General features: G+C 44.9%; 18 protein-coding genes. 7 read left to right on the forward strand and 11 right to left on the reverse strand.

The window, feature by feature from the left end:
* Nucleotides 1-9: 9 nt before the first annotated feature.
* Genes EIP89_RS06580 through EIP89_RS06590 form a run of 3 tightly spaced genes read right to left on the reverse strand, consistent with a single transcriptional unit; the run spans nt 10 to nt 4,391 of the window.
* Nucleotides 10-1,668, reverse strand: coding sequence for an MBOAT family O-acyltransferase (locus tag EIP89_RS06580; RefSeq protein ID WP_124397878.1), 1,659 nt, complete (start codon nt 1,666-1,668; stop codon nt 10-12).
* Nucleotides 1,649-2,968, reverse strand: coding sequence for a GDSL-type esterase/lipase family protein (locus tag EIP89_RS06585; protein WP_124397879.1), 1,320 nt, complete (start codon nt 2,966-2,968; stop codon nt 1,649-1,651). The genes EIP89_RS06580 and EIP89_RS06585 overlap by 20 nt, the downstream gene beginning before the upstream one ends.
* Nucleotides 2,925-4,391: an SGNH/GDSL hydrolase family protein gene (locus EIP89_RS06590; protein WP_148086792.1), complete on the reverse strand. Its 1,467-nt coding sequence runs from the start codon at nt 4,389-4,391 to the stop codon at nt 2,925-2,927. Before EIP89_RS06590 ends, EIP89_RS06585 begins: the two co-directional genes overlap by 44 nt.
* A 345-nt stretch (nt 4,392-4,736) precedes the next feature.
* Here EIP89_RS06590 and EIP89_RS06595 point away from each other — a divergent pair, with 345 nt between their 5' ends.
* The gene (locus EIP89_RS06595; protein ID WP_160160547.1) at nt 4,737-5,300 is read left to right on the forward strand and encodes a class I SAM-dependent methyltransferase; all 564 of its coding nucleotides are present in this window, start codon (nt 4,737-4,739) and stop codon (nt 5,298-5,300) included.
* A 207-nt stretch (nt 5,301-5,507) separates the two neighbouring features.
* Here the strand turns inward: EIP89_RS06595 and EIP89_RS06600 are convergent, their stop codons facing one another.
* Both EIP89_RS06600 and EIP89_RS06605 read right to left on the reverse strand, forming a co-directional pair.
* Nucleotides 5,508-6,866 (reverse strand): hydroxymethylglutaryl-CoA reductase, degradative, encoded by a 1,359-nt coding sequence (locus EIP89_RS06600; RefSeq protein WP_124397882.1) that lies wholly within the window; start codon nt 6,864-6,866, stop codon nt 5,508-5,510.
* Nucleotides 6,867-6,915: 49 nt separating this feature from the next.
* Nucleotides 6,916-7,731, reverse strand: a complete 816-nt coding sequence (locus EIP89_RS06605; protein ID WP_124397883.1) for a 2,3,4,5-tetrahydropyridine-2,6-dicarboxylate N-succinyltransferase — start codon at nt 7,729-7,731, stop codon at nt 6,916-6,918.
* 252 nt (nt 7,732-7,983) lie between these two features.
* On the opposite strand from EIP89_RS06605, the gene EIP89_RS06610 reads away from it, so the two are divergent.
* On the forward strand, nt 7,984-9,609 hold the full coding sequence (locus EIP89_RS06610; protein WP_160160548.1) for a M23 family metallopeptidase: 1,626 nt from the start codon (nt 7,984-7,986) through the stop codon (nt 9,607-9,609).
* Nucleotides 9,610-9,628: 19 nt separating this feature from the next.
* Nucleotides 9,629-10,996, forward strand: coding sequence for a M20/M25/M40 family metallo-hydrolase (locus tag EIP89_RS06615; RefSeq protein ID WP_124397885.1), 1,368 nt, complete (start codon nt 9,629-9,631; stop codon nt 10,994-10,996).
* A gap of 99 nt (nt 10,997-11,095) precedes the next feature.
* Here EIP89_RS06615 and EIP89_RS11705 read toward each other — a convergent pair whose 3' ends face one another.
* The 4 genes from EIP89_RS11705 to EIP89_RS06635 form a co-directional block, all read right to left on the reverse strand.
* Entirely contained in the window at nt 11,096-11,842 is a 747-nt protein-coding gene (locus EIP89_RS11705) for a TPM domain-containing protein (protein WP_124397886.1), read from the reverse strand.
* Nucleotides 11,835-12,269, reverse strand: a complete 435-nt coding sequence (locus EIP89_RS06625) for a TPM domain-containing protein (protein ID WP_124397887.1) — start codon at nt 12,267-12,269, stop codon at nt 11,835-11,837. Before EIP89_RS06625 ends, EIP89_RS11705 begins: the two co-directional genes overlap by 8 nt.
* Nucleotides 12,270-12,275: 6 nt before the next feature.
* Nucleotides 12,276-12,875 (reverse strand): LemA family protein, encoded by a 600-nt coding sequence (locus EIP89_RS06630; protein ID WP_124397888.1) that lies wholly within the window; start codon nt 12,873-12,875, stop codon nt 12,276-12,278.
* Between the two features lie 78 nt (nt 12,876-12,953).
* Nucleotides 12,954-14,261, reverse strand: coding sequence for an exonuclease domain-containing protein (locus EIP89_RS06635; protein WP_124397889.1), 1,308 nt, complete (start codon nt 14,259-14,261; stop codon nt 12,954-12,956).
* A 138-nt stretch (nt 14,262-14,399) separates the two neighbouring features.
* On the opposite strand from EIP89_RS06635, the gene EIP89_RS06640 reads away from it, so the two are divergent.
* Genes EIP89_RS06640 through EIP89_RS06655 form a run of 4 tightly spaced genes read left to right on the forward strand, consistent with a single transcriptional unit; the run spans nt 14,400 to nt 19,294 of the window.
* Complete coding sequence (locus tag EIP89_RS06640; RefSeq protein ID WP_124397890.1) at nt 14,400-15,404, forward strand: sugar phosphate nucleotidyltransferase; 1,005 nt, start codon at nt 14,400-14,402, stop codon at nt 15,402-15,404.
* A gap of 2 nt (nt 15,405-15,406) precedes the next feature.
* Nucleotides 15,407-17,140: a tetratricopeptide repeat protein gene (locus EIP89_RS06645; RefSeq protein ID WP_124397891.1), complete on the forward strand. Its 1,734-nt coding sequence runs from the start codon at nt 15,407-15,409 to the stop codon at nt 17,138-17,140.
* Entirely contained in the window at nt 17,137-17,901 is a 765-nt protein-coding gene (lolB1, locus tag EIP89_RS06650; RefSeq protein WP_124397892.1) for a lipoprotein insertase outer membrane protein LolB1, read from the forward strand. The genes EIP89_RS06645 and lolB1 overlap by 4 nt, the downstream gene beginning before the upstream one ends.
* Complete coding sequence (locus tag EIP89_RS06655) at nt 17,876-19,294, forward strand: murein hydrolase activator EnvC family protein (protein ID WP_124397893.1); 1,419 nt, start codon at nt 17,876-17,878, stop codon at nt 19,292-19,294. Before lolB1 ends, EIP89_RS06655 begins: the two co-directional genes overlap by 26 nt.
* Nucleotides 19,295-19,544: 250 nt before the next feature.
* On the opposite strand, the gene EIP89_RS06660 is transcribed toward EIP89_RS06655, so the two are convergent.
* Both EIP89_RS06660 and fabG read right to left on the reverse strand, forming a co-directional pair.
* Nucleotides 19,545-20,534 (reverse strand): 3-oxoacyl-ACP synthase III family protein, encoded by a 990-nt coding sequence (locus EIP89_RS06660; protein WP_124397894.1) that lies wholly within the window; start codon nt 20,532-20,534, stop codon nt 19,545-19,547.
* A 4-nt stretch (nt 20,535-20,538) separates the two neighbouring features.
* Nucleotides 20,539-21,279, reverse strand: coding sequence for a 3-oxoacyl-ACP reductase FabG (gene fabG, locus EIP89_RS06665; protein ID WP_124397895.1), 741 nt, complete (start codon nt 21,277-21,279; stop codon nt 20,539-20,541).
* Nucleotides 21,280-21,318: the final 39 nt, after the last annotated feature.

Below are 21,318 nucleotides of genomic sequence, written 5' to 3' on the forward strand. Positions count from 1 at the left end.
GAGCGGCAGCTAAAAAGCAAAGTAAATAAATGGCGTGAGGTCAGCTGAAACTGCTTGATAAACAAGAAATACCGCAAGCACAAAACTGCTCAGCTGCACGGGTCTGGGAGCCTGACAGAACCACTTGCGGTAAGAAATCTTCCAACGCTCTGGCAACCAATGCAATACAAATCCGATACCCATAAGCCAAAAAACACTGGAGTAGCCAGAAAGCACCTGTGGAGCCACTGACCAATCAAAGTGATATGCTATCTGACGCAGCATGGCGATGGCTTTTTCCCAGTCTTCACCTCTGAACCAAGTGCGCGTAAAGGTGATGAAATTAAAGGTAATAAAAATTCCCAGAAATTTCACCAAAGGATGGTTCGGGTTTTTCCAAGGTCGAATTTTTTTCCATTGTTTAAAAATTACCAAACCTAATCCATTAAGCCCCCCCCACGTCACAAAATTCCAACTGGCGCCATGCCACAAGCCGCCAAGCAGCATGGTCATCATCAGGTTAATGTTGGTATCCACTTCTTTTTTGAAAGGTGGATACAATTTTCCAATGAGCCAAACCAGTAGCGCGAGGGCAGCAAAACCAACAAAAATCCAAAGACTTTTTGCTAAAAAACTGATAAAGACCAATATACTAAACATTGAAAAGTAACTGAAAAACGACCCTGTGCGATTGCCGCCCATCGGAATGTACAAGTAATCTTTCAGCCAACTCGATAAGCTCATGTGCCATCGCTTCCAAAACTCACCGACATTTTTGGACTTGTATGGAGACCAGAAATTTTGCGGCAAGTAAAAGCCCATCAATAGTGCCACACCAATTGCAATATCGGTATAACCCGAAAAGTCAGCATACACCTGTAATGTATATCCATAAAGTGCCAATAAATTCTCAAAACCGCCCCAACGCTCCGGATCAGCAAATACCCGATCAATGAAATTAACAGCTATATAATCGGCCAACACAATTTTTTTCACCAATCCGTTGATGATCCAAAAGATTCCCAATCCAAACTCTTCGCGAGTGATGGTGTAGGGCTTGTAGAGCTGAGGGATGAACTCTGAAGCCCGCACAATAGGGCCTGCCACCAGCTGTGGAAAGAAGCTTACATAGAAGCCAAAATCTAATAAATTTTTTACCGGTCTGATTTGATTGCGATATATATCTACGGAGTAACTAATCGTCTGAAACGTGTAAAAAGAAATACCTACCGGAAGTAAAATTTTATCTACCCTAAAGCCTGTGCCAAAGATGGAATTACTAAATTGAGCAAAGTGATTAATAACCTCATATTTAGTATTGAATAAGGCGTTGAAATTTTCCGTAAAAAAGTAGGCGTATTTAAAATAAGCTAATACCGAAAGATTCAAGAAAACACTTAAACCTACCCATACTTTCTTAAGCGTTGGATGCTTAGTTTCATAAATTTTTTTGCCGATAAAAAAATCTGAAATAGTAGAAAAAAGCAGGATGAGAATACTGAGCCCTGAAGACTTGTAATAAAAGAATAAGGAAACAAAAAACAAATATGCGTTTCGCAATAATCGCTTTGGATAAACAATCGAATAAAATCCTAAAACTACTAAATAAAATCCCCAAAAAAAGAACCTTGAAAAGATGAGTGGTTGATCGGGTTTGTAAGTAAAAATATCAATGAACCAACTCCACATTTTTCAGTGTATTAAAAGATGTAGAACGATGTAAATGATTGGCAATTCTATTGATTATAGCTGCACTGATAGCATGGCCAAGAAGTTCATATCCCTTAGGAGTAAAGTGCACTAAATCAGCTGACATCATACCAGCTTGTCGCCAACGTTTCGATGAGCCCAGCCCACCCATGATTTCAAATACATCGATCACTCCAGCTTTGTATTTTGTGGCCAATTCATACACAGCTTCTCGAGCTAAAAGGGCGTTTTTGTTTGGATATTTTTTCTGATAATAACTGTCGGTATTTGTGAGAAAAATAAAAAAAACATCTCTATTCCCTTTTTTAAAAATGTCCATTAGCTTTTCGTAATTTGATTTAAATTGCTCTTTATCGAATTTTCCGAAAGGTACATTTGCATCGTTAATGCCAATTCCAAAAATTACAACATCAGCTCTTAAGAGGCGAACCTGACGAGCAAAATCAGGCTCTCGCAAATAGGAAGAGGTGTTGGCTCCATTCACACCAATGGCGTGATAAACTAAAGAAGGTTTATCCAAAAAAAACTGAATGCCTTGTAATACAAATTTTTGTGCAGAATCGACATAACTTCTTAAAGCAAATTGGTTTGAAGTTGTGGCATTTTCGAGCACAAATTCCGTATATCCAACAGTTGGATTTTCCCAGGTGATTATCACATCTTCTTGTCCTGTCCATACCGGTTTCATGTACTGTGGTCCGAAAGGGTGATAGATTCTAACACGGTCGAAAAAGTATTCTCTGCTGTTAAGCGGAAAAAGTTGGACAGAAAATGTCGCCTCAGGATCGTATGTAGTGGCCGTAATACCGCATAAACCAAATTCAGCAAAGTGCCCAGGCACCGACGATCTATGGCCATGCCATTCGCCTGTAAAGGTTGTTTTGAAGTCAGCCGGATTATTGGTTTCAGCCATTTTGTACGGAAAAATTAAACCTCTCTCTCCGAAAAATTGTGGATGAAGGTGTACTAAGTTGTTTCTAATGGTGTTTGGAAGAGTGCCTCCTTGTACATGTGAGCCGCCAATGTGAACCAGATTAATTTTTCCAACTTTTCCAAGGCTGAGCTTCTCAAGTTTTTGAACAAAAACATTGAATGAAATATTACCGCCCGGAAGGTGCAGATGTATTTTTTCCGCTTCGATGAGGGAACTTCTATGCAGTTGGCCATACATTTCGGTGATCGGTTGTGTAAGCACTAACTCTGGCCAGATGATGGCAATGATTATCAACCAATAACTAAGGTGAAGCCGTGGCTTGTGTTTTTTCTTGATTTTTCTCATGAGCGGGGTGATGCTTTGAGAGATAGGCTTTTTTGTCTTTTTCAAGTTCTTCAAACAGGCGTTCTGCAGCTAATCGAGCCCCCGCCGGTGTAAAGTGTATGTAATCTGTTGTTGCCAATGGAGGCTTTGCCTGAACCCATTCTACCATGCTGCCTTCACCGCCCATAGCTTCAAGCAAATCGTAATATGCTGCACCTGCCAGGGTAACATAGTGCAGAAGTGAGTCTCTAAAGTCTGAAAGCAAAGGATGAGTCACAAATTGGTCTTTTACCTTAATAGCCATATCACTCGGACCAATGAACAAAACAGGAGCATTACCCGAGAGCTTTTTCAGGAATTGAACTTGTCGGGCAATGTTTTGTGCAGCTTTACCGGCATGTTCGCTGTCGCGCAAATAGGGCAAAGCGTTGCCCCCAAATTGCATAATGATGAGGCCAGTATTTTCTCGCTGCATGAAGCGACTTATCTGAGAGGCGTCACACCGGCTAAACGTAGTGCCATCGGCCCCACGCATGGGCACATTGTCGAGTACTAAACCCACTTCCTGCTCCAGACTAAGGCTATACACATCAGGACTGTGCTGTGCAGAAAATTCCATTCGGATGTGACTGCCTGATGACTGGAGTTTTATCGTGACCAAGGTATCTTTTTCAGGAAGAGCTGGGATTTTTACTTTTTTCAGCACTGATCCATTTTCCAGAACTGTTAAATCGAAGGGCCAGTGATTGTTCCCGAGCAGGATTTTTAGTAGAGAGTAGTTGCGAGACCTTAAAAAGCCTTTTTTAGAGGCACTCACCTCTATCCATGCGGTTACTGCTTCCCTGCATTCAGAGGTATCAATGGGTGTAAAGCGTGCAAAACTCAAATAGGGGCCAAATCTACGATGGAGTATGTCGGGACTTTGCGTACCATAAGCCGTGTAGCGCACCCAGTTAGGGCTATTCTGATGCTCGGCTGATAAATGTGGAATCCAAGCATTAGCTGGTAAATAACCCATTCCTCCGCCACCATGCATTGCTTGCCAGCGCTCGCGCAGGTACGAAGTGATTCTATCGTTTTCTATTTGTGAGTCTCCAAAGTGAAAAATCCGAATTTTTTTGCCTTTATTGTCTTTTAAAGCATCGTAAAATGGAGCTAAGGGACTGATTTCGCCGAGGTAGTTCAGAATTTTTCTCTTTTTGGAAACACTGGAATCGGGCAGCTCTTGCTCCAGAAGCAATAATGAGTCGGATATATGAGATGTAAGAACAACGTTTGCTTTCTTAGATTTTTGAGGTAAAAAATCAGACACTTGTGCAAAGTGTACTTTGATTCCAAATATCTTAAAACCCTCGGCCGGAACGAGAATCATGAGCAGAAACAGTACAAAACCTGCAGTTAAAAAAAAGAAAAAAACGTCTTTTGGTTTTACATCAGCGCTCATCGTGAGTAGAGCTGCAAAATACGATTTAGTAAAGTTATAGGTATGTTTGGTAAAAAATTTTTACAAACCAATTTTTAAGACAGGTTCGAACTTTTAATGTTAATGAATGCACTAATATCCTTTTTCGAGGAATTATAATCAGCTGATAAATGGATTTTGCCATTATCATTTCAGTATGCTACGCTCATATTCTAAGCTCAAAAGTGCATGATGGACTTTTAGTGTATTTTGCATCGATTTTTAGCCGTACTTTCAATGAAGTTTTTTCACCTGCCACACCTTACTAAGAGCATATTTTTATTCTTCAGGCTTCACAAATTTTTTTCGTTATTAAAAAATCCTTTTTTGTGGACAGCCTACATGGTTGATGTCGGGCGATTCGCCTACGCCCACCGCAAAACCGATTTTAACGACTTCTTCAATCCCTACCGAAAATACGAGGCTCGATATCTGTTGTACAACTATATTATTGACAGGGAGAGGCTTGATAAACAAAAAGTAGCATATCTTGAATTTGGAGTATCTAAGGGTTTTAGTTTGAAGCATTGGAGCGAGCGTTTGAAAAACGAGCAAAGTCGATTGTTCGGATTTGATACATTCAAAGGCTTACCGGAAGCTTGGGGCAGCTACAAAATGGGCGATATGAGCGCAGGTATGCAGGAAATCTCAACGGAAGATGCGAGGGTGCATCTCATAAAAGGCCTGTTTCAGGAAACCTTAACGAGTTGGCTCGGTCAACACGACATCTCGAAATATGATCGGAGGGTGATACATCTCGATGCCGACTTGTACTCTTCAACCTTGTATGTACTTACAGTAATTTTTCCTTTTTTAAAGATAGGTGATATTATTTTCTTTGATGAGTTTAATGTTCCTCTACACGAGTTCAAGGCTTTTGACGATTTTTGAAAGGCTTATTACACAGAATTTGAACTACTTGGAACTGTAAACAACTATTTTCAAGTAGCCATGAAATACAAGGGACAAAAACTTCCCGAGATTTGAGAATGTAAGATGTATTCCAATCGAAAGAGTATTGAAGGTCCCTAAAAAACAAAAATCCTTGTCAAGAAACAGGCTTGACAAGGGTTTTTTTGCGAAAAACTTTATTTGAGCTTATTTTTTGTGAATGTGTGCATAGGTATCGGCTGGGATGCCTCTCAATTCACAGAATTTGCGCACGGTTTCGGCGTAGGTTACTACCTTGTCTTTGTAGTAGTTTATGAAGAAGTTCTTTTCTTCTTCGGTGGCTTCCAGTTGATTGAGAATGTTGAGCAAGTGCATCTTCATATGGCCTTTTTGAATGCCAGACGTAACCAAAGCGCGAAGCGCGGCAAAGTTCTGGGCAAGGCCTGAGGCAGCTACGATGCCCATGAGTTCGGTGGCTGATGGTTTGCCGAGCAGTGCCAGCGAGAAGCGCACCATCGGATGTAGTGAGGTAAGTCCGCCTACAACGCCGAGCGCAAGAGGAAGCTCTATCCAAAAGCGGAAAGTGCCGTCTGAAATGTCGCAGTGTGTGAGCGAACGATATTGCCCGTCGCGGGCAGCATAGGTGTGACCTGCAGCTTCTACGGCTCTGAAGTCGTTGCCAGTAGCGATTACTACGGCATCGATGCCGTTGAATATGCCTTTGTTGTGCGTAGTGGCGCGGTATGGCTCGATCTCGGCGATGCGCACAGCGCGATAAAACTTTTCAGCAAACTCTCGTGGACTGATTTCGTCGTCGGCATTGAGCTGGTCGATGGCGCACATTACTTCAGCGCGCACGATGCACTCAGGTGTGTAGTTCGAAAGGATGCGCATCACCACTTGAATCTGCTTTTCTGACTCGGTAAACTCGTCAGATTCAGCCATCAGGATCGTGAGGGTTTTGGCCATCTGTTCGAGGCAAGAATTGATGAAGTTAGCCCCCATGGAGTCACAGGTTTCAAAGCGCGCCTCGAGTTGATAGTACCCGTCGAGTTTATCGGTTTTATTTTTTAACTCAATGCTCAAGATGCCTCCACCACGGGCCTGCATATTGGCAGTGATGTGATGTGTGTCTTCGTAAAATTTTTGTTTGTTTTTTTCGATAAAACGAGCCAACTTCTCCCCATCGCCAAAGTACATAAAGTGTACATGACCAATTTTTACTGTAGAAATTACTGTAGCCGTAAAGCCACCGCGTTCAAGCCAGAAGTTGGCTGATTTAGCTGCTGCAGCGACCACCGAGCTTTCTTCAATGGCCATTGGCAATGCGTAGATTCGGCCGTTGATAAGAAAGTTAGGAGCGATGCCAAGGGGTAAATAGTAATTAGTAATAGTGTTTTCGATAAATTCGTCGTGGAGTTTCTGCACTTTGGGATCAGGGTGGAGATAACTGTTCAGAAAGTCGATGTACGACTCGTCACCGTTCAGGTATTCGTTTAACAACCATTGAATTTTGGCTTCTTTACTGAGTTTTGAGAATCCTTTGATGGCGCTTCCTTTCGTCATGTTGATTTTTTGAATGATTACTTTGTAACGAATAGTGCATTAGATTGTTTTAAACGGCGACGTTGTATTCGCGCAATGCGTCGTTTAAAGAGGTTTTAAGATCTGTGCTTGGTTTGCGCTGTCCGATAATGAGGGCACAAGGCACGTGATAGGTGCCAGCGGCAAATTGTTTCGGCATGCTGCCGGGTATCACCACAGAGCGCGGGGGCACATACCCGCGATATTCCACGGGTGTTGAGCCAGTTACATCGATTATTCGAGTGCTGGCAGTGAGTACTACATTGGCTCCCAGCACAGCTTCCTTACCAACACGCACCCCTTCTACTACAATACAGCGTGAGCCAATAAAGCATCCATCTTCTATGATTACCGGACTGGCCTGCACAGGCTCAAGTACGCCACCTATACCCACACCGCCCGATAGGTGTACCTCTTTCCCAATTTGGGCACAGGAGCCTACTGTGGCCCAGGTATCTACCATAGTGCCGCTATCTACATATGCACCTATATTAACATAAGAGGGCATCATTATAACACCAGATGCTAAGTAAGCACCATATCGTGCCACAGCGTGTGGGACTACACGCACACCAAGTTCTTTGTAGTTGCGTTTTAAAGGAATTTTGTCGTGAAATTCCAATGGACCAGCTTCGATGGTTTCCATTGATCGAATGGGAAAGTAGAGAATCACGGCTTTTTTTACCCATTCATTCACTTTCCAGGTATCACCCACTGGCTCTGCTACTCTCAGCTTGCCTTTGTCGAGTAGGTTTATTACTTCTTCAATAGCGGCTAAAGTTTCTTCTGAGGTAAGTAGGGAACGATTTTCCCAGGCAGTTTCAATGATACGTTGGATATCAGTCATTTATTTTCTTTAAGACAAGGCACAAAAGTAGGTTTTAGGCTCCTAATCAGACGTGAAAATGGACACCTAAAGACAAATGTTTGGTCAATCACTGTGTTTACTTTATTTAATGTGAATAATTTTTGTAGAATTCAGTGCTGAAATGTCTGTATTTTCAGGATTTTAGCTTCCATGAAAATTTTAGGAGCTCTAATAGCCTGCATTAGTCTGTCTCATTGTTTTTTACTTGCTCAAAATCAGGAAGAAATCAAAATGCCTGAGAATTTCGGGCCTCCGCTCGACATTCCTCTCCAGTTGTCTGGTTCGTTTGGTGAGTTGAGGACAAACCACTTTCACGGTGGGCTCGATCTTCGTACAGGCGGGATGGAGGGAAAGAGAGTCTTGGCAGCTGCCGATGGTTATGTTGCAAGAATTAGCATAAGTCCTTATGGTTATGGAAAAGCATTATACATACAACACCCCAATGGATATATGACTGTTTATGCGCATTTGCAGCGTTTTAGCCCGATCATTGAACAGTATGTCCGACAGGAGCAGTTTAAAAGAGAGTCGTTTGAGGTAGATCTCTATCCTCAGCCATGGGTTCTTTCCGTAAAAAAAGGCGAATTGATTGCACTTTCTGGCAATACAGGAAGTTCTGGCGGTCCGCATCTTCATTTCGAGATTCGGGACCAGGGCGGTGAAAGAGCTTTAAATCCTTTGAGCTTCGGCCTTCAGGTGCCTGATAACAGACACCCCGAAATTACCCAGCTATTCATTTATGAGATAGAGGATAATTTTCTGGAGATAAAACGTAATGTCTATACCGTGCGAAAAGTAGGGGGTGGAATCTACAAGCTCGACCGAGATACCCTGCTGATTTCACCACGCACTGGTTTTGCAGTAGAGGCATTTGATTATCAAAACGATTCTCCCTTTCGAAACGGTGTTTATTCCATTGAAAAATTCATAGAAGACACGCCCGTATACAAGTTTATTGCCGAAGGCATTCGCTTCGACCAAACACGTTATTTGAACGCGCATATCGATTACGATTTGAAATACAGTGCAGGTAAAAATGTGCACAGACTCTTTGTGCTTCCAGGTAATCAGCTGGATGCGTATCCGATACTGATAAACCGAGGGCTTTTAAAAATTCCCCCTGACAGTGTAGCTAAAGTTCGCATTGTAGCAAGAGATATTGCAGGAAACGCCTCAGAACTCACTTTTTGGGCAAAGGGCACAGCCGGCGATCTGCCGGCCGTTGTACGCGACCGAACGGGCATTTTTGGTTTCAACGAAGATATCTTGATTCGTGACGAGAGCTTTGTCTTTTTTGCCGAAACAGGCACTTTTTACCGACCGCAAAAAATCGCGTTTTCTACTGTTCCGCTTATGGCTGGAGGTATTTCAGCTGTTGTGAATTTTGGAATGGAAAGCGTACCCTTTCACAAATTTGCTACACTTAAACTCCGAGTGGATAAGAATCATCCGAATGCTTCCAAATTTGTAATGGTGAATGTGGTGGGGAATAAACGCAGTGTCATCACTGGTACACTCGATGGGGAATGGTTTACAGCCAGAATCCGTTCGTTTGGCCGATACGCGGTTGAAGCAGATGTCAGCCCTCCGAAAATCACACCTGTAAACATCCCTACTAATGGCAACATGCAAAAAGTGCCAGTCATGCGCTTTCGAATATCGGATGACCTGAGCGGCATTAAGAGCTATCGTATGGAAATCGATGGCAAATGGGTATTGGCTGAGTTTGACGGTAAAACTGGTTTGTTTTTTTACCCGTTTGAACATGCTGCATCGGGCAAGAAACACGAAGTGTATGTGCGCGTGACCGACGCCGTAGGTAATACGAGCGAATACAAAACCTCAATTTTAAGATAAAATCTTGAGCAAGAAAAAAATGATGAAAAGATTATTGATTGTTGTCTTAGCTTCTTCTGTGTCTATGGTCAAAGCTCAAAGCGATGAATTGGCTGAGGATTTTAAGAAACTCTTTTATCACGCACTAACCACTGAGCAAAGCTATCAATGGCTCAGAAGCTTGTGTAAGGATGTAGGCCCCCGTATGGCAGGTTCGCCAGGCGATCGCAAGGCCGTGGAGTGGAGCGTGGCATTGATGAAAAAGCTGGGTTTTGACACCGTCTATACTTTGCCTGTTGATGTACGTCATTGGGAGCGAGGCAGAGAGTCAGCTATTGTGAGATTAGGTGGTAAAAAAATCCAATTAAATGTAACTGCCCTTGGTGGTTCCGTATCTACAGGAAAAAGACCACTTCGCGCAGAGGTAGTTGAGGTTCGCGACTTTGACCATCTGAAAGAACTAGGAGAGCGCGTACATGGTAAGATCGTCTTTTACAACTACCGCATGCGCAAAGATTATATATCTACTGGTGCGGGTTATGGCGATGCAGTGAAATACCGTTGGTCAGGCGCTGTAGAGGCTTCGAAATACGGAGCTGTAGCTGTACTTATTCGTTCAGTCACAACTCGCGCCGACGATTATACTCACACAGGCGTGATGACTTATGAGGGAGCTGAAGTCAAAATTCCGGCCGGTGCCTTGAGTTATCTCGCGGCTGATCAATTGGAACAAATCCTTCGTCAACATCAGAATGTTTTAATGGACTTAACTCTCGAGAGCTTCGATCGAGGCCGTACTACCTCCTACAATGTGATAGGTGAAATGTATGGCACTGAGCGCCCGAATGAGGTATTGATTGCTGGTGGCCACCTCGATTCATGGGATCCGGGTGAGGGAGCTCACGACGACGGAGCTGGTGTAGTGCACAGCATAGCTGCAGCTGCCTACTTGCGCCAGCTCGGCATACCTACCCGGCACACTGTACGCGTAGTATTATTTGCCAACGAAGAATTTGGCCTCGACGGCGCTAAGCAGTATGCCGAATGGGTAAAAAATAATGACACCAAAACAATTCGCCTTGCCGTAGAAAGTGACGGAGGAGGACTTTCACCAAGAGGTTTTACACTCGACGCTCCTGATTCGATTGTTCAGAAAGTGCGCAGCTACAGAGAGTTCTTTTACCCTTATGGAATGTATGAAATGGGCAAAGGAGGTTCAGGTGCCGATGTAAATCAGTTAAAATCGACCGGAGCGGTTTTAGCTGGTTTACGCGTTGACGGCCATCGTTATTTCGATTTACACCACACCAGTCGCGATGTGTTTGAAGAAGTCAATCCTCGTGAGCTCGAAATGGGATCAGCAGCTATGGCTGCATTCCTGCTCTTGTTTGATCAACTTATTTTTTAACCCAAAAAGATTTTTAGAAAACAAAAAAATGGTAACATGCACTTCACGACCAGAAGTAGGGCGTAAGCACTGCGGTGTAGATAATGCTGCATAAACTCTTCACCATCTGCCACCGGCGCCACCCCCGCCAAAGCCACCACCACCGAAGCCTCCCCATCCACCTGAGCTGCCTCCCCAGCCAGAGAAGCCGCCTCCACCGCGGCCTATGGGTGGAAAAATGACAGGACCCCCACCGCTGATGCCACCGCCACGACCAGGATTTCTCGCTACAAGGTACAATACCACGAGGATTATCAAGATGATGACCCAAGCGGGAATCTCATCTTCACCATTTTTGTGGCCAATTTTTGGAAAGTTTTCCTCGGCACCGCGTGTCTTGATGGCTTCAATGGCTAATCGGAGCCCTTCGTAAAAGCGCCCTTGATGAAAGTAGGGCTTCATGATTTGCTCTACGATGCGCTTGGCAATGGCATCAGGCAGAAATCCTTCGGCCCCGTAGCCTGTTTGGATAAAAATGGCTCTGTCTTCAAGGGCTATATAGATGAGTATACCGCTGTTCGCTTCTTTACTGCCCGGGCCCCAGGCGCGTGCTATGGCAAGCGATCGATCAAATGCGCTCTCTCCCTCCAAAGAGGGTTCGATGCATACGGCTATTTGTATGCCGGTACTGTCTTCAAAAGCTATTAGCTCTTGACTTAGACGTTGAGCTTCTCTTGGCGAAAGAAATGCTCCGGTGTAGTCATTCACCGGAGCTCTGTACTTCGGTATAGGTCTTTTACTTGCCGAAAGCGACAGTGTGCCTATTAGAAAAAGTGAAGCAATCCAAAGCTTCCACCAGTTAATCATACGAAATATGGTTTGGCAGCTCGTTCACGCTTGACTTTTTACCAGGGAAGAACTTGGCAAGAGATTCGCCCGCTTGTTTTACTCCTTTGATGATTCCATTGGCAAAGAGGCCTTTCTTAAATTCAGCAAGCATCACGTCGCGCGTTGCGTCCCAAAAGTCCTGTCCTACAAGGCGGTTGATGCCTTCATCGCCAATGATGGCGAATTCCTTTCGGGCCGGACAGATGAAAATCAAAACCCCGTTGTGCTCTTGGGTATTGTCCATGCCGAGCTCGGCAAACTTATCAACAGCTGCCAACAAGATGTCGTCGTAGTCATGTTTTGAGGTGATGTGAATGCGAATTTCTCCGCTGGTTACGCACTCTGCCTCTTCGATGGCTTTTTCGATGCGCTCTATTTCTTCAGAGGTGAGAAAATCAGAAAGCATAGTTTGCTATTTGAAGTCAAACTGCACATTCGGAGCTTTTTCGGCACCTGCTTCGCTTTTGAACATTGCCTTTGGCTCAAAATCAAAAAGGGAGGCCCAGAATTTGCCTGGGAAGCGCTTGACGGCCTTGTTGTAAACGGCTACTACTTCGTTGTAGTCATTACGCGCTGTGGCGATCCGGTTTTCAGTGCCTTCGAGCTGTGCTTGTAGTTCCAGGAAGTTTTGGTTAGCCTTTAGTTCCGGATATTGCTCTACTACTACGAGCAATCGGCTCAGTGCTGAGCGCATCTGATCTTGAGCGGCTTGAAATTCGGCGAGCTTTTCTTCCGTCAGCTCATTGGCATTCAGTTGAATACTACCCACGCGTGAGCGGGCTTCAACGATTTCGGTCAAGGTAGATTTTTCGAAGTCGGCGGCGCCTTGTACGGTTTGAACCAGATTGCCGATGAGGTCGTATCTGCGTTGGTATTGGGTCTGAACATTGGCCCACGCCTTTTCAGCATTTTCATTGAGATCTACAAAAGTGTTGTAAGTACTACAGCCGTTAGCAGCTATCAGCAGTAGGATTACTACAATAGAGAGCAGAATAACAGTTCCTTTTTTCATGACAGTTTCAAAAATTTTCTTGCGAAGGTAGGAGGCAGATTCTTTTTAGCGAGATCTGAGTCTCAAATTAAAAGCTTTTTAATCTTCGGTTGTGAGTTGTTCTAAGGATTGAGTTTCGCCTGCGGCTAGAGTCTGGTCTGAGCCAGGTAATGGGGCAACCGATTTGGGGTATTTATGCATCCAAGTGATTAACTGGCCGATCACAAAGGCATCGTCTGGCAGAGGTGTGAGGGTTTTTCGAAAGGCTTCGAATCTCTGTAGCTCATAATGAAGTCGATAGTATCCATAGCCGAGCGCAGTATAATTTTCAATAGCGATAACAGCAGTTTCATCTAGGGAGCGTCCCGGCAGTTTAAGCAGGAAATTTTCGCCCGGATACATGATTTTTTTTACTAAGTGTACGGCAGCCTTATGTGTGCCAGGTTTAGGAAATTTCATCAGTTTTCTGAGCAGTACATTAGCCTTATGTCTTTTTTCGAAGGCTACTACGCTCTCAGGCAAAAGATTGTCGCTGTCCTTCAGAATAAACTTTCCATTTTTCCACACGACTTGCCAACTCGACATATATAAGGCATCGACTTGCAATTCCACCGGATTTGCAAGTGACTGGGTGTAGAGTTTTAGTTTAGAAATAAGGTCATTTCCAGTTAGTTCTGTTTGGATATCAACAACTTGGTCTTTTAGCGCGAAATCGAGTAAAAAAATATTGTTCAGCTCTGAAAAGAGATTTTTCGCAAATCCGGTTTTGAGGATCTTTCCGTTGGCATCGCGCAAGTAAAACACACCTGCTTCGGGTTGAACCAAATCGAGCAGCCGGGCCAGTTTGCCGGCATCGTGATGACGAGTAATGTCTAGATTTAGAGGCTTAGCGCTTGATAAAATGTCTTTTTGCTGGTCTTTTTCTAAAAGTATTTTGAAGAGCTCGAGCGTTACGCGGGCATCGCCGGCGGCACGGTGTCGCTGTGGATTATAAATGTTTAGCTCCCTGGAAATATTCTCTAATCCATAAGATTTTAAGCCTGGAATCAATTTTTGTGTCAATTTAATGGTATCGAGCGTTTCACGGCGATATTCGTAGCCGAGGGAGGCAAATTCTTGTTCGAGCATTCGATAGTCGAATGCCACGTTGTGACCAACCAAAACAGCTCCATCGGTAATCTGAATGATGCGCTTAGCTAGTTCGTGAAATTTGGGTGCACGCCGAAGCATGTTAGGGGTAATGCCAGTGAGCTTCTGCACGTACGGATGTATAGCTCCATCAGTATTCACCAGGCTGATAAGTTGATCCACTACTTCGCGTCCGTCAAAACGAAAAATAGCGATTTCGATGATCTTTTCTTGTCCGCGTTTGCCGCCGGAACTTTCTATATCAAGCACTGCATACATCGCTACAAAGTAATTGACCTTTGGAACAATTCCTTAGCAAAAGAGCCTAAAAAAATCGGATTTGAGGAATTTTATGTAGTAAAAAAGACTACATAGCCTGTAATTTCGCCCATATTTCACACACTAAATCGAATACCTATGAAAATAATCGTTCCGATGGCTGGAAGAGGCACGCGCTTGCGCCCACATACACTTACTACCCCTAAACCTCTTATCCCAATTGCCGGCAAGCCGGTAGTGCAGCGATTGATGGAAGACATTGTAAAAATCTGCGGTCAGAAGGTAGAAGAAATCGCTTATGTAATCGGCGATTTTGGTAAAGAGGTAGAAAAAATGCTCGTTGATGTAGCTGAACGCTTGGGCGCTAAAGGAAGTATTTATTATCAAGATCAGCCTTTAGGTACGGCTCATGCCATACTCTGTGCTGCGCCATCGCTGTCGGGTCCGGTGGTCATTGCGTTTGCCGATACTCTTTTCCGCGCTGATTTCATACTCGATAGCAGCCTCGATGGAGTTATATGGACCAAGCGCGTGGAGAATCCTCGACAATTTGGTGTAGTGAAAAAGGACGAAAACGGCTTTATTACTGAATTTGTCGAAAAACCTGAACACTTCGTTTCTGATGAGGCCATTATTGGAATTTACTTCTTCAAAGACGGTGAGTATCTGAAGCAAGAACTTCAGTATCTGATCGATAACGACATTAAAGACAAAGGCGAGTACCAGCTGACCAATGCTATGGAGAATATGAAAAACAAGGGCTCGAAGTTTAAAACGGGCACAGTAATCGAATGGATGGACTGCGGTAACAAAAACGTGGTACTCGAAACTAATATGAAAATCCTCGACTTCGTAAAAAATGAGGAACAATTGATTAGTAGGGATGCGGTGATTGAAAACAGCACTGTTGTAGAGCCTTGCTTTATAGGTGCAGGAGCCAAAATAGTGAATTCGAAAATAGGGCCCTATGTTTCCATTGGTGAGGGTACCACTGTTGAAAATTCTGAACTCACTCAAACCATCGTAGGCCAAAATACCGTTATTAAAAATGTGAACCTTACCAATTCGATGATTGGTAACAAGGTCTTCTTCAACGGAAATTACCGTGAGGTAAGCATAGGAGATTATAGTACATTGGAATAACTTTGAAAAGTTTTCATCATCACATAGTTCTCGTCTGGCTTTTGGTACTGATTTTACCAGCGCCGAAATTCGGATTTGCACAACAAACTGACGAAGGCGTCGATCTGGCTGCTGTGCATTCTGCTTCATTGCCGTTTGACAACACCTTCATGGAGGCCAATAGGGCGATGATGATAGCCAACTACACAGAAGCACTGGACTATTTAAGGCAGTGCATGGCGCTTAAACCCAACGAAGCCTCGGTACATCACCTTATGGCCAAAGCGTACAAAGAGCTGGAGCGGCCCGATGAGGCAATCTTTCATGCCGGCGAAGCAGTACGACTAAATCCTCAAAATCACTGGTACTATGTAGCTCAGGCTGAGATTTACGAAAAGTACAACTACTTCCGTCAGGCAGCAGATGCCCTAATGTCGGCCTCCAGTCTAGTGACAAAAGGTTCGGAGGGTCTGCAGCTTCAGGCCGTTGATCTGTACATACAGGGCATGGAGTACAAAACTGCCCTGAAGGTGCTCGACCAGCTTGAGAAAAAAGTAGGCTATGACGACGACATTACCCGTCGGCGTTACAATGTGCTCATCAAGATGGGCAAGCGCAAAAAAGCTGAAAAATTGCTTGAGCGGTTGAAAGAAGAAAAACCTGAATCAGACATGTTGCGCGGTGCGCTGCTGAATCACTACAAGTACTTCAAACAAGTCAAAAAAACAGAAAAGCTTCTGCTTGAGTGGACAGCATTCGATCCAACCAATGGAGAGGTCTGGATCGAACTTGGGAATCTGTATGCTGAAAATCAACAACCGGCTAAGGCCATAGAGGCTTACAAAAAAGCCATTAGAGCAACTAACCTCGATGCTCGAAAACGGGTTGAGATTTTGCTCTTCGTAAGCAGCCGATACACTTCGATCACTTTCGATGAAATAAAAGAATTAAGCGTATTCATTGCCCAAAAACACCCCTATGCTCCGGAGCCCCAAGCCCTGTTAGGCGATGTGCTGGCTAAGGAAGGAAGTCGCATAGAAGCCATCCAGGCCTATCAAAGAACGCTTCGCAATGGAGGAGATAAAGAGTCTGTATATCAACAATTAATCCTCTTGCTTAGCGAGGAGGGCAGAAATGCCGAAGCCCTGACGTATGCCCAGGAGTGCATACAGAAGTATCCGGACAACTTGCTCGGCTATGCTATTGGGGCTATGTCGGCTTTTCAACTTTCACAATACGATAAAGCTGTAGAACTTGCTGAAGCTGGTCTTCCGAAAGCCATAGGTAATAAACCTTTGAAATTTCAGCTTACCTATGTGCTGGCCGAAAGCTATCACAAACTTGGAAACAACCCAGCCAGCGATGAATACTTTGAAAAAGCTCTTAATATTGACCCCAACAATATCTCTGCCCTGAACAACTTTGCCTACTATCTGGCCGAAAGGGGCGAAAAATTAGACAAAGCTCTTATGCTTATTACAAGAGCTAATAAACTACAACCAGCTAACGCAACCCTGCTCGACACCTGGGCATGGGTGCTCTACAAAAGAGGAGAGTACACTGACGCACTTGTAAAAATTCAAAAAGCCATAGAAAATGGTGGCTCTGAGGTATCAGTGATACAAGAGCACTACGGCGATATTCTTCACAAGCTAGGTTTTTACTCGCAAGCCCTGGCAGCATATTCAGCTGCTTTAGAAACAGCTAAAGACAAAGACCACCTTCTATTAAAAATTCGAAATACTCCTAACCGTTGAAATACTTCATCTCAGCCATATTAGCCCTATCACTTGTTGTAGGGTGCAAGAGCAAGAGAACTGTTGTCACAACTCCCTCAGCACCATCTGAGCCGTCGATAGCTGAGAGCATTTTGTCGCGTATTACTTCGCAGCCTTACCTTACACTGAGAGGCAAGGGGCAATACCAAGACAATTCTTCAACTCAAAGCTTCAGATATGAAATACGCATACAGAACGAAGACAGGCTTTTGGTCGAAATGTCGGATCCTTTATTGGGATTGCGCATTGCCCGCCTTTACGCCGATCGAGATACAATTGTTTTCATCAATCGGGCTCAGAGACAATATGCCGCAGGAGGTCGAACGACTCTGCATCAGATTGTGGGTCTCGAAGTAGAAACCGACGATCTCATCCGACTGCTAAAAGCATTGCCCGTTCGCTGGAATGCACCTTGGGAAGGTATGCAACGCGAGCCTGATATGATTCATTTGTACTCCATAATCCCTATCAATGCTTTCGATAAGGTAACGGGAGAATTGCACATCACAGGTTTTGATTTTAAAATACGCAAACAAATTCTCTCCAACATTCCCTATCGCCTTACGGCAGAGTATGAATATGCTGGTGAAGACCCATTTGCTCCCAAACAGATTGCCCTACATCTGACTGCTAATGGCAATTTTCTAAAACTACAACTCGTAAACGATCGCCTTCAGACGGATTCTTTTGACATTAAAATTCCGGAAGTTCCCAATGGATATGCTCCGGTTTCTTTCTAAAATCTTTCTGATCTTCTTCTGCTGGAATCTTACTGCTCAGCCCATTTCACAGCGTGAAAAACTCCAGCAGCAGCGCGCCAAGTTGATGGATGAAATCAAGCTGGCCAACTATCTGCTGCAGGAAAATAGGACCAATCGCGCTAACAGTCTGACGATAATTGAAACACTTACTCAAAAAATTCGCATCCGAGAGCAGCTCATCGACAATCTTCAAGCGGAGCTTGAATACATTCAGCGAGAAATCGAAGAGTCGAGCACTGAAATTCAACATCTGGAAGAGGAGGTCAGGCTTCAGCGCGAGCACTACGCACAAATGATAAGAAAAGCCTACAACAGCCGCAGCCCAAACATGCGCCTACTCTTTATACTTTCGAGTCAAGACCTATGGCAGGCCATTCGGCGCATGCAGTATCTCAATCAGCTGGCAAAGGCTCGTCGTAAGCAAGTAGAACTTACTAAGCAAAAAGAGAAACAGCTTCAAGAATATCTGAATGAGCTGAATGCCAAGCGAATAAGTCAGCAGCACTTACTTGCGAATCAGACCGAAGAACGCAATCAACTTGCGGCTGAAAAGCGCATGCTCGAAGAGCTCGTACAAACTCTGAACATCCAAAGCCGTCAACTCGAGCGCCAGATCGCTGAAAAGCAACAACAAAGTCGAAACTTAGAACGTGAAATACAACGTCTCATCGCCCTGGAAATAAAACGCGCCCGCGAAGCTGCAGAGCGCAAAGCACTGGAAGAACGCGCTGCTTCTGTGGGCCTGGCTAAAAACAAAGATTACACAGCCAAAACTTCAAATGCAGAACTCGAACGCCTGATCGCGCGAAAAAAGGCAGAACTCGAAGCTGCTGCTCGGCGTGCTTCGCAGGCTGCTTCGGCGACACCTCGTAAAGAAACACCTTCAACCACAATACCTGCTCAAACTTCTGCAGCTGCCGACGATGTGCTGCGCTCTACCCCCGAAGCGCGCCAGCTCGCTGCTAATTTTGCTGCTAACCGTACGCGCTTACCCTGGCCAGTAGAAAAGGGCATCATCGTACAGCGCTATGGCAAGCAGCAGCACGAGGTGGCTAAATACGTGGTAGTGGATAATCCGGGTATCAATATCGCTACGGAGCGCGGTGCTAAGGCCCGGGCTGTATTCGATGGCGAAGTGAGCGGTGTGCTTCAATTGCCAGATGGCTCAATGGCAGTGCTCATCAAGCATGGCAACTTCTTTACTGTGTACGCGAATATGACCAACATTCTGGTAAAAGCAGGAGATCGCGTGCGTACGAAACAGGACATCGGTACTGTATTCACCGATTTTAAAGAGGGTAAAACAATTCTGCATTTCGAAGTGTGGGAAGGTTCGCGCCATATGGATCCTCTATTATGGCTACAGCGCTAAAAATTAAGTAATCTGATTTTAGTAGTTTTTTTTTTGCCACCTGGATTGACACTGACCGGTAAACGATGGTACTTGCTCCGAGCAATCACGTGGTTATCTAGTGTAAAACTTGATCTTTTGTGAAAAACTGAATCGGGAAGATAAAAAACAAGAAATCTTCGAAACACTTAATACCAGAAGCCGCCAAAGCCAGTTCCTTTCAATGGATAAAGGGGTAGGGAGGAATAAGTTCGTTTATAGTAAGAACAGGCTAAAGAATCATAGCTGAGGCAGCAAAGGCCAAACCGCCACCGGAGCCGATGAGCATGATGAGGTCGCCTGGCTTCACTTTGCCTTCGGTCACAGCATGGTGTAGAGCCGTAGGGATGGCGGCTGAACCGGTATAGCCATAGTGGTGCATGATGGTGATGGCCCGATCGTGAGGAAGGGAGAGGTTGTCCATCGTCTCGCGCAGGGAGTTGATGTTGATTTGCGTCATAAAAAACATACGGACGTCTTCTGGGGTGCGGCCAATGTGACGGAGTACCTTGTGGGTCATCATGGTCCACATTTGCGGGTTTAGCTCCTTTGGGAATTTACGGACGAATTTCAGGTAGTGGTCTCCCTCAGCAAGTATTTCAGGCGTTACAGGTTGGGCAGTGCCTCCGGCGTATATGCCCATCCAGTCGAAGTACTGCCCTTGGGTGATTTGAATGCCGTGGAGATACCCTCTGTCGGTACTCTCTTCAGCCCTTAAAACAGCGGCCCCTGCTCCATCAGCAAAGAGGGTAACGGTTTTTTTGTCTTTGGGATTCAGATAGCGGCTCATAGCATAGGCGCCAATGACGAGCACGTATCGATACTGTGGGTCGGCAGCGATGTACTTTGATGCCGTGTCAAGGGCTGATACAAAGCCGGCACAGGCCGTATTCACATCAAAAGTGGCTGCATTCACAGCTCCAAGCTTGTACTGAACTACCGAGGCTGTAGAAGGTGAGATGTACTCGGGCGTATCGGTGGCGATGATGATGAGGTTGAGGTCTTCGGGGCTTATCCCGGCATTGCTCAGGGCCATGCGGGCAGCGTCAAGGCATAGGGTTACGGTCGATTGGGAAGGGTCGCACCAGCGCCTTTCATAGATTTCAACGTTCTGCCGAAGCCAAGTATCTACATCTTCGCCGAGGGTTTCATTGAAGTAAGAGTTTGGCAATATTCTATTGGCAAGGCCTATGCCTGTGCCTGCTAATACAGCTCTTCTCATGAGATTAAATTGTGATTCCACCATCGACGCTCAGGCAGGTACCGGTGATGAAGGAGGCTTCGTCGCTTGCGAGAAATAGGTAAGCAGATGCGATGTCTTCAGGCTTGCCGAGGCGCTGCAGAGGGGTGCGTTCGAGAAGGGCATTGATGACTTTTTCAGGTACAGTGGTAATCATTTCGGTGGCAATAAACCCCGGTGCAACAGCATTTACGCGAATTCCTTTCCGGCCGAGTTCTTTGGCCCACACTTTCGTCATGCCGATCAGGCCGCTTTTGGTGGCTACGTAGTTGCTTTGGCCGAAGTTTCCGTACAGAGCTACGACCGATGAGGTATTGATGATGACCCCACTGCCGCGCTCTGCCATGTGTGCTGCTACAGCCCGGCCACAGTTAAAAACGCCAGTGAGGTTTACATCGATCACCTGTTGCCATTGTTCGTCGGTCATTTTCAGTAAGGTGGCATCGCGCGTAATGCCAGCGTTGTTAATGAGCACATCCACTTTGCCGACGAGCTCAAGTGTCTTGCTCAGAGCTTCTTTTACGGCCGCAGAGTTGGCAGTATTTACGGCGAGGAAGTGTGCAGGTGAAATTTTGGAAAGTTCTTCTACAGCTTTATGGCCTTTATCTTCGTTGATGTCCCATATGACCACGGTAGCGCCTTCATAGGAAAAAGCTTTGGCTGAAGTAAAGCCAATGCCAGCTGCACCACCGGTGATGATAACCGTTTTGCCTTCAAATCTTTTCATAAAAAAACGGATAATTTCTTCTTAGCAAAAATCTCTTAC

Source organism: Thermaurantimonas aggregans (genome assembly GCF_003851885.1).
GTDB classification, from domain to species: Bacteria; Bacteroidota; Bacteroidia; order Flavobacteriales; family Schleiferiaceae; genus Thermaurantimonas; species Thermaurantimonas aggregans.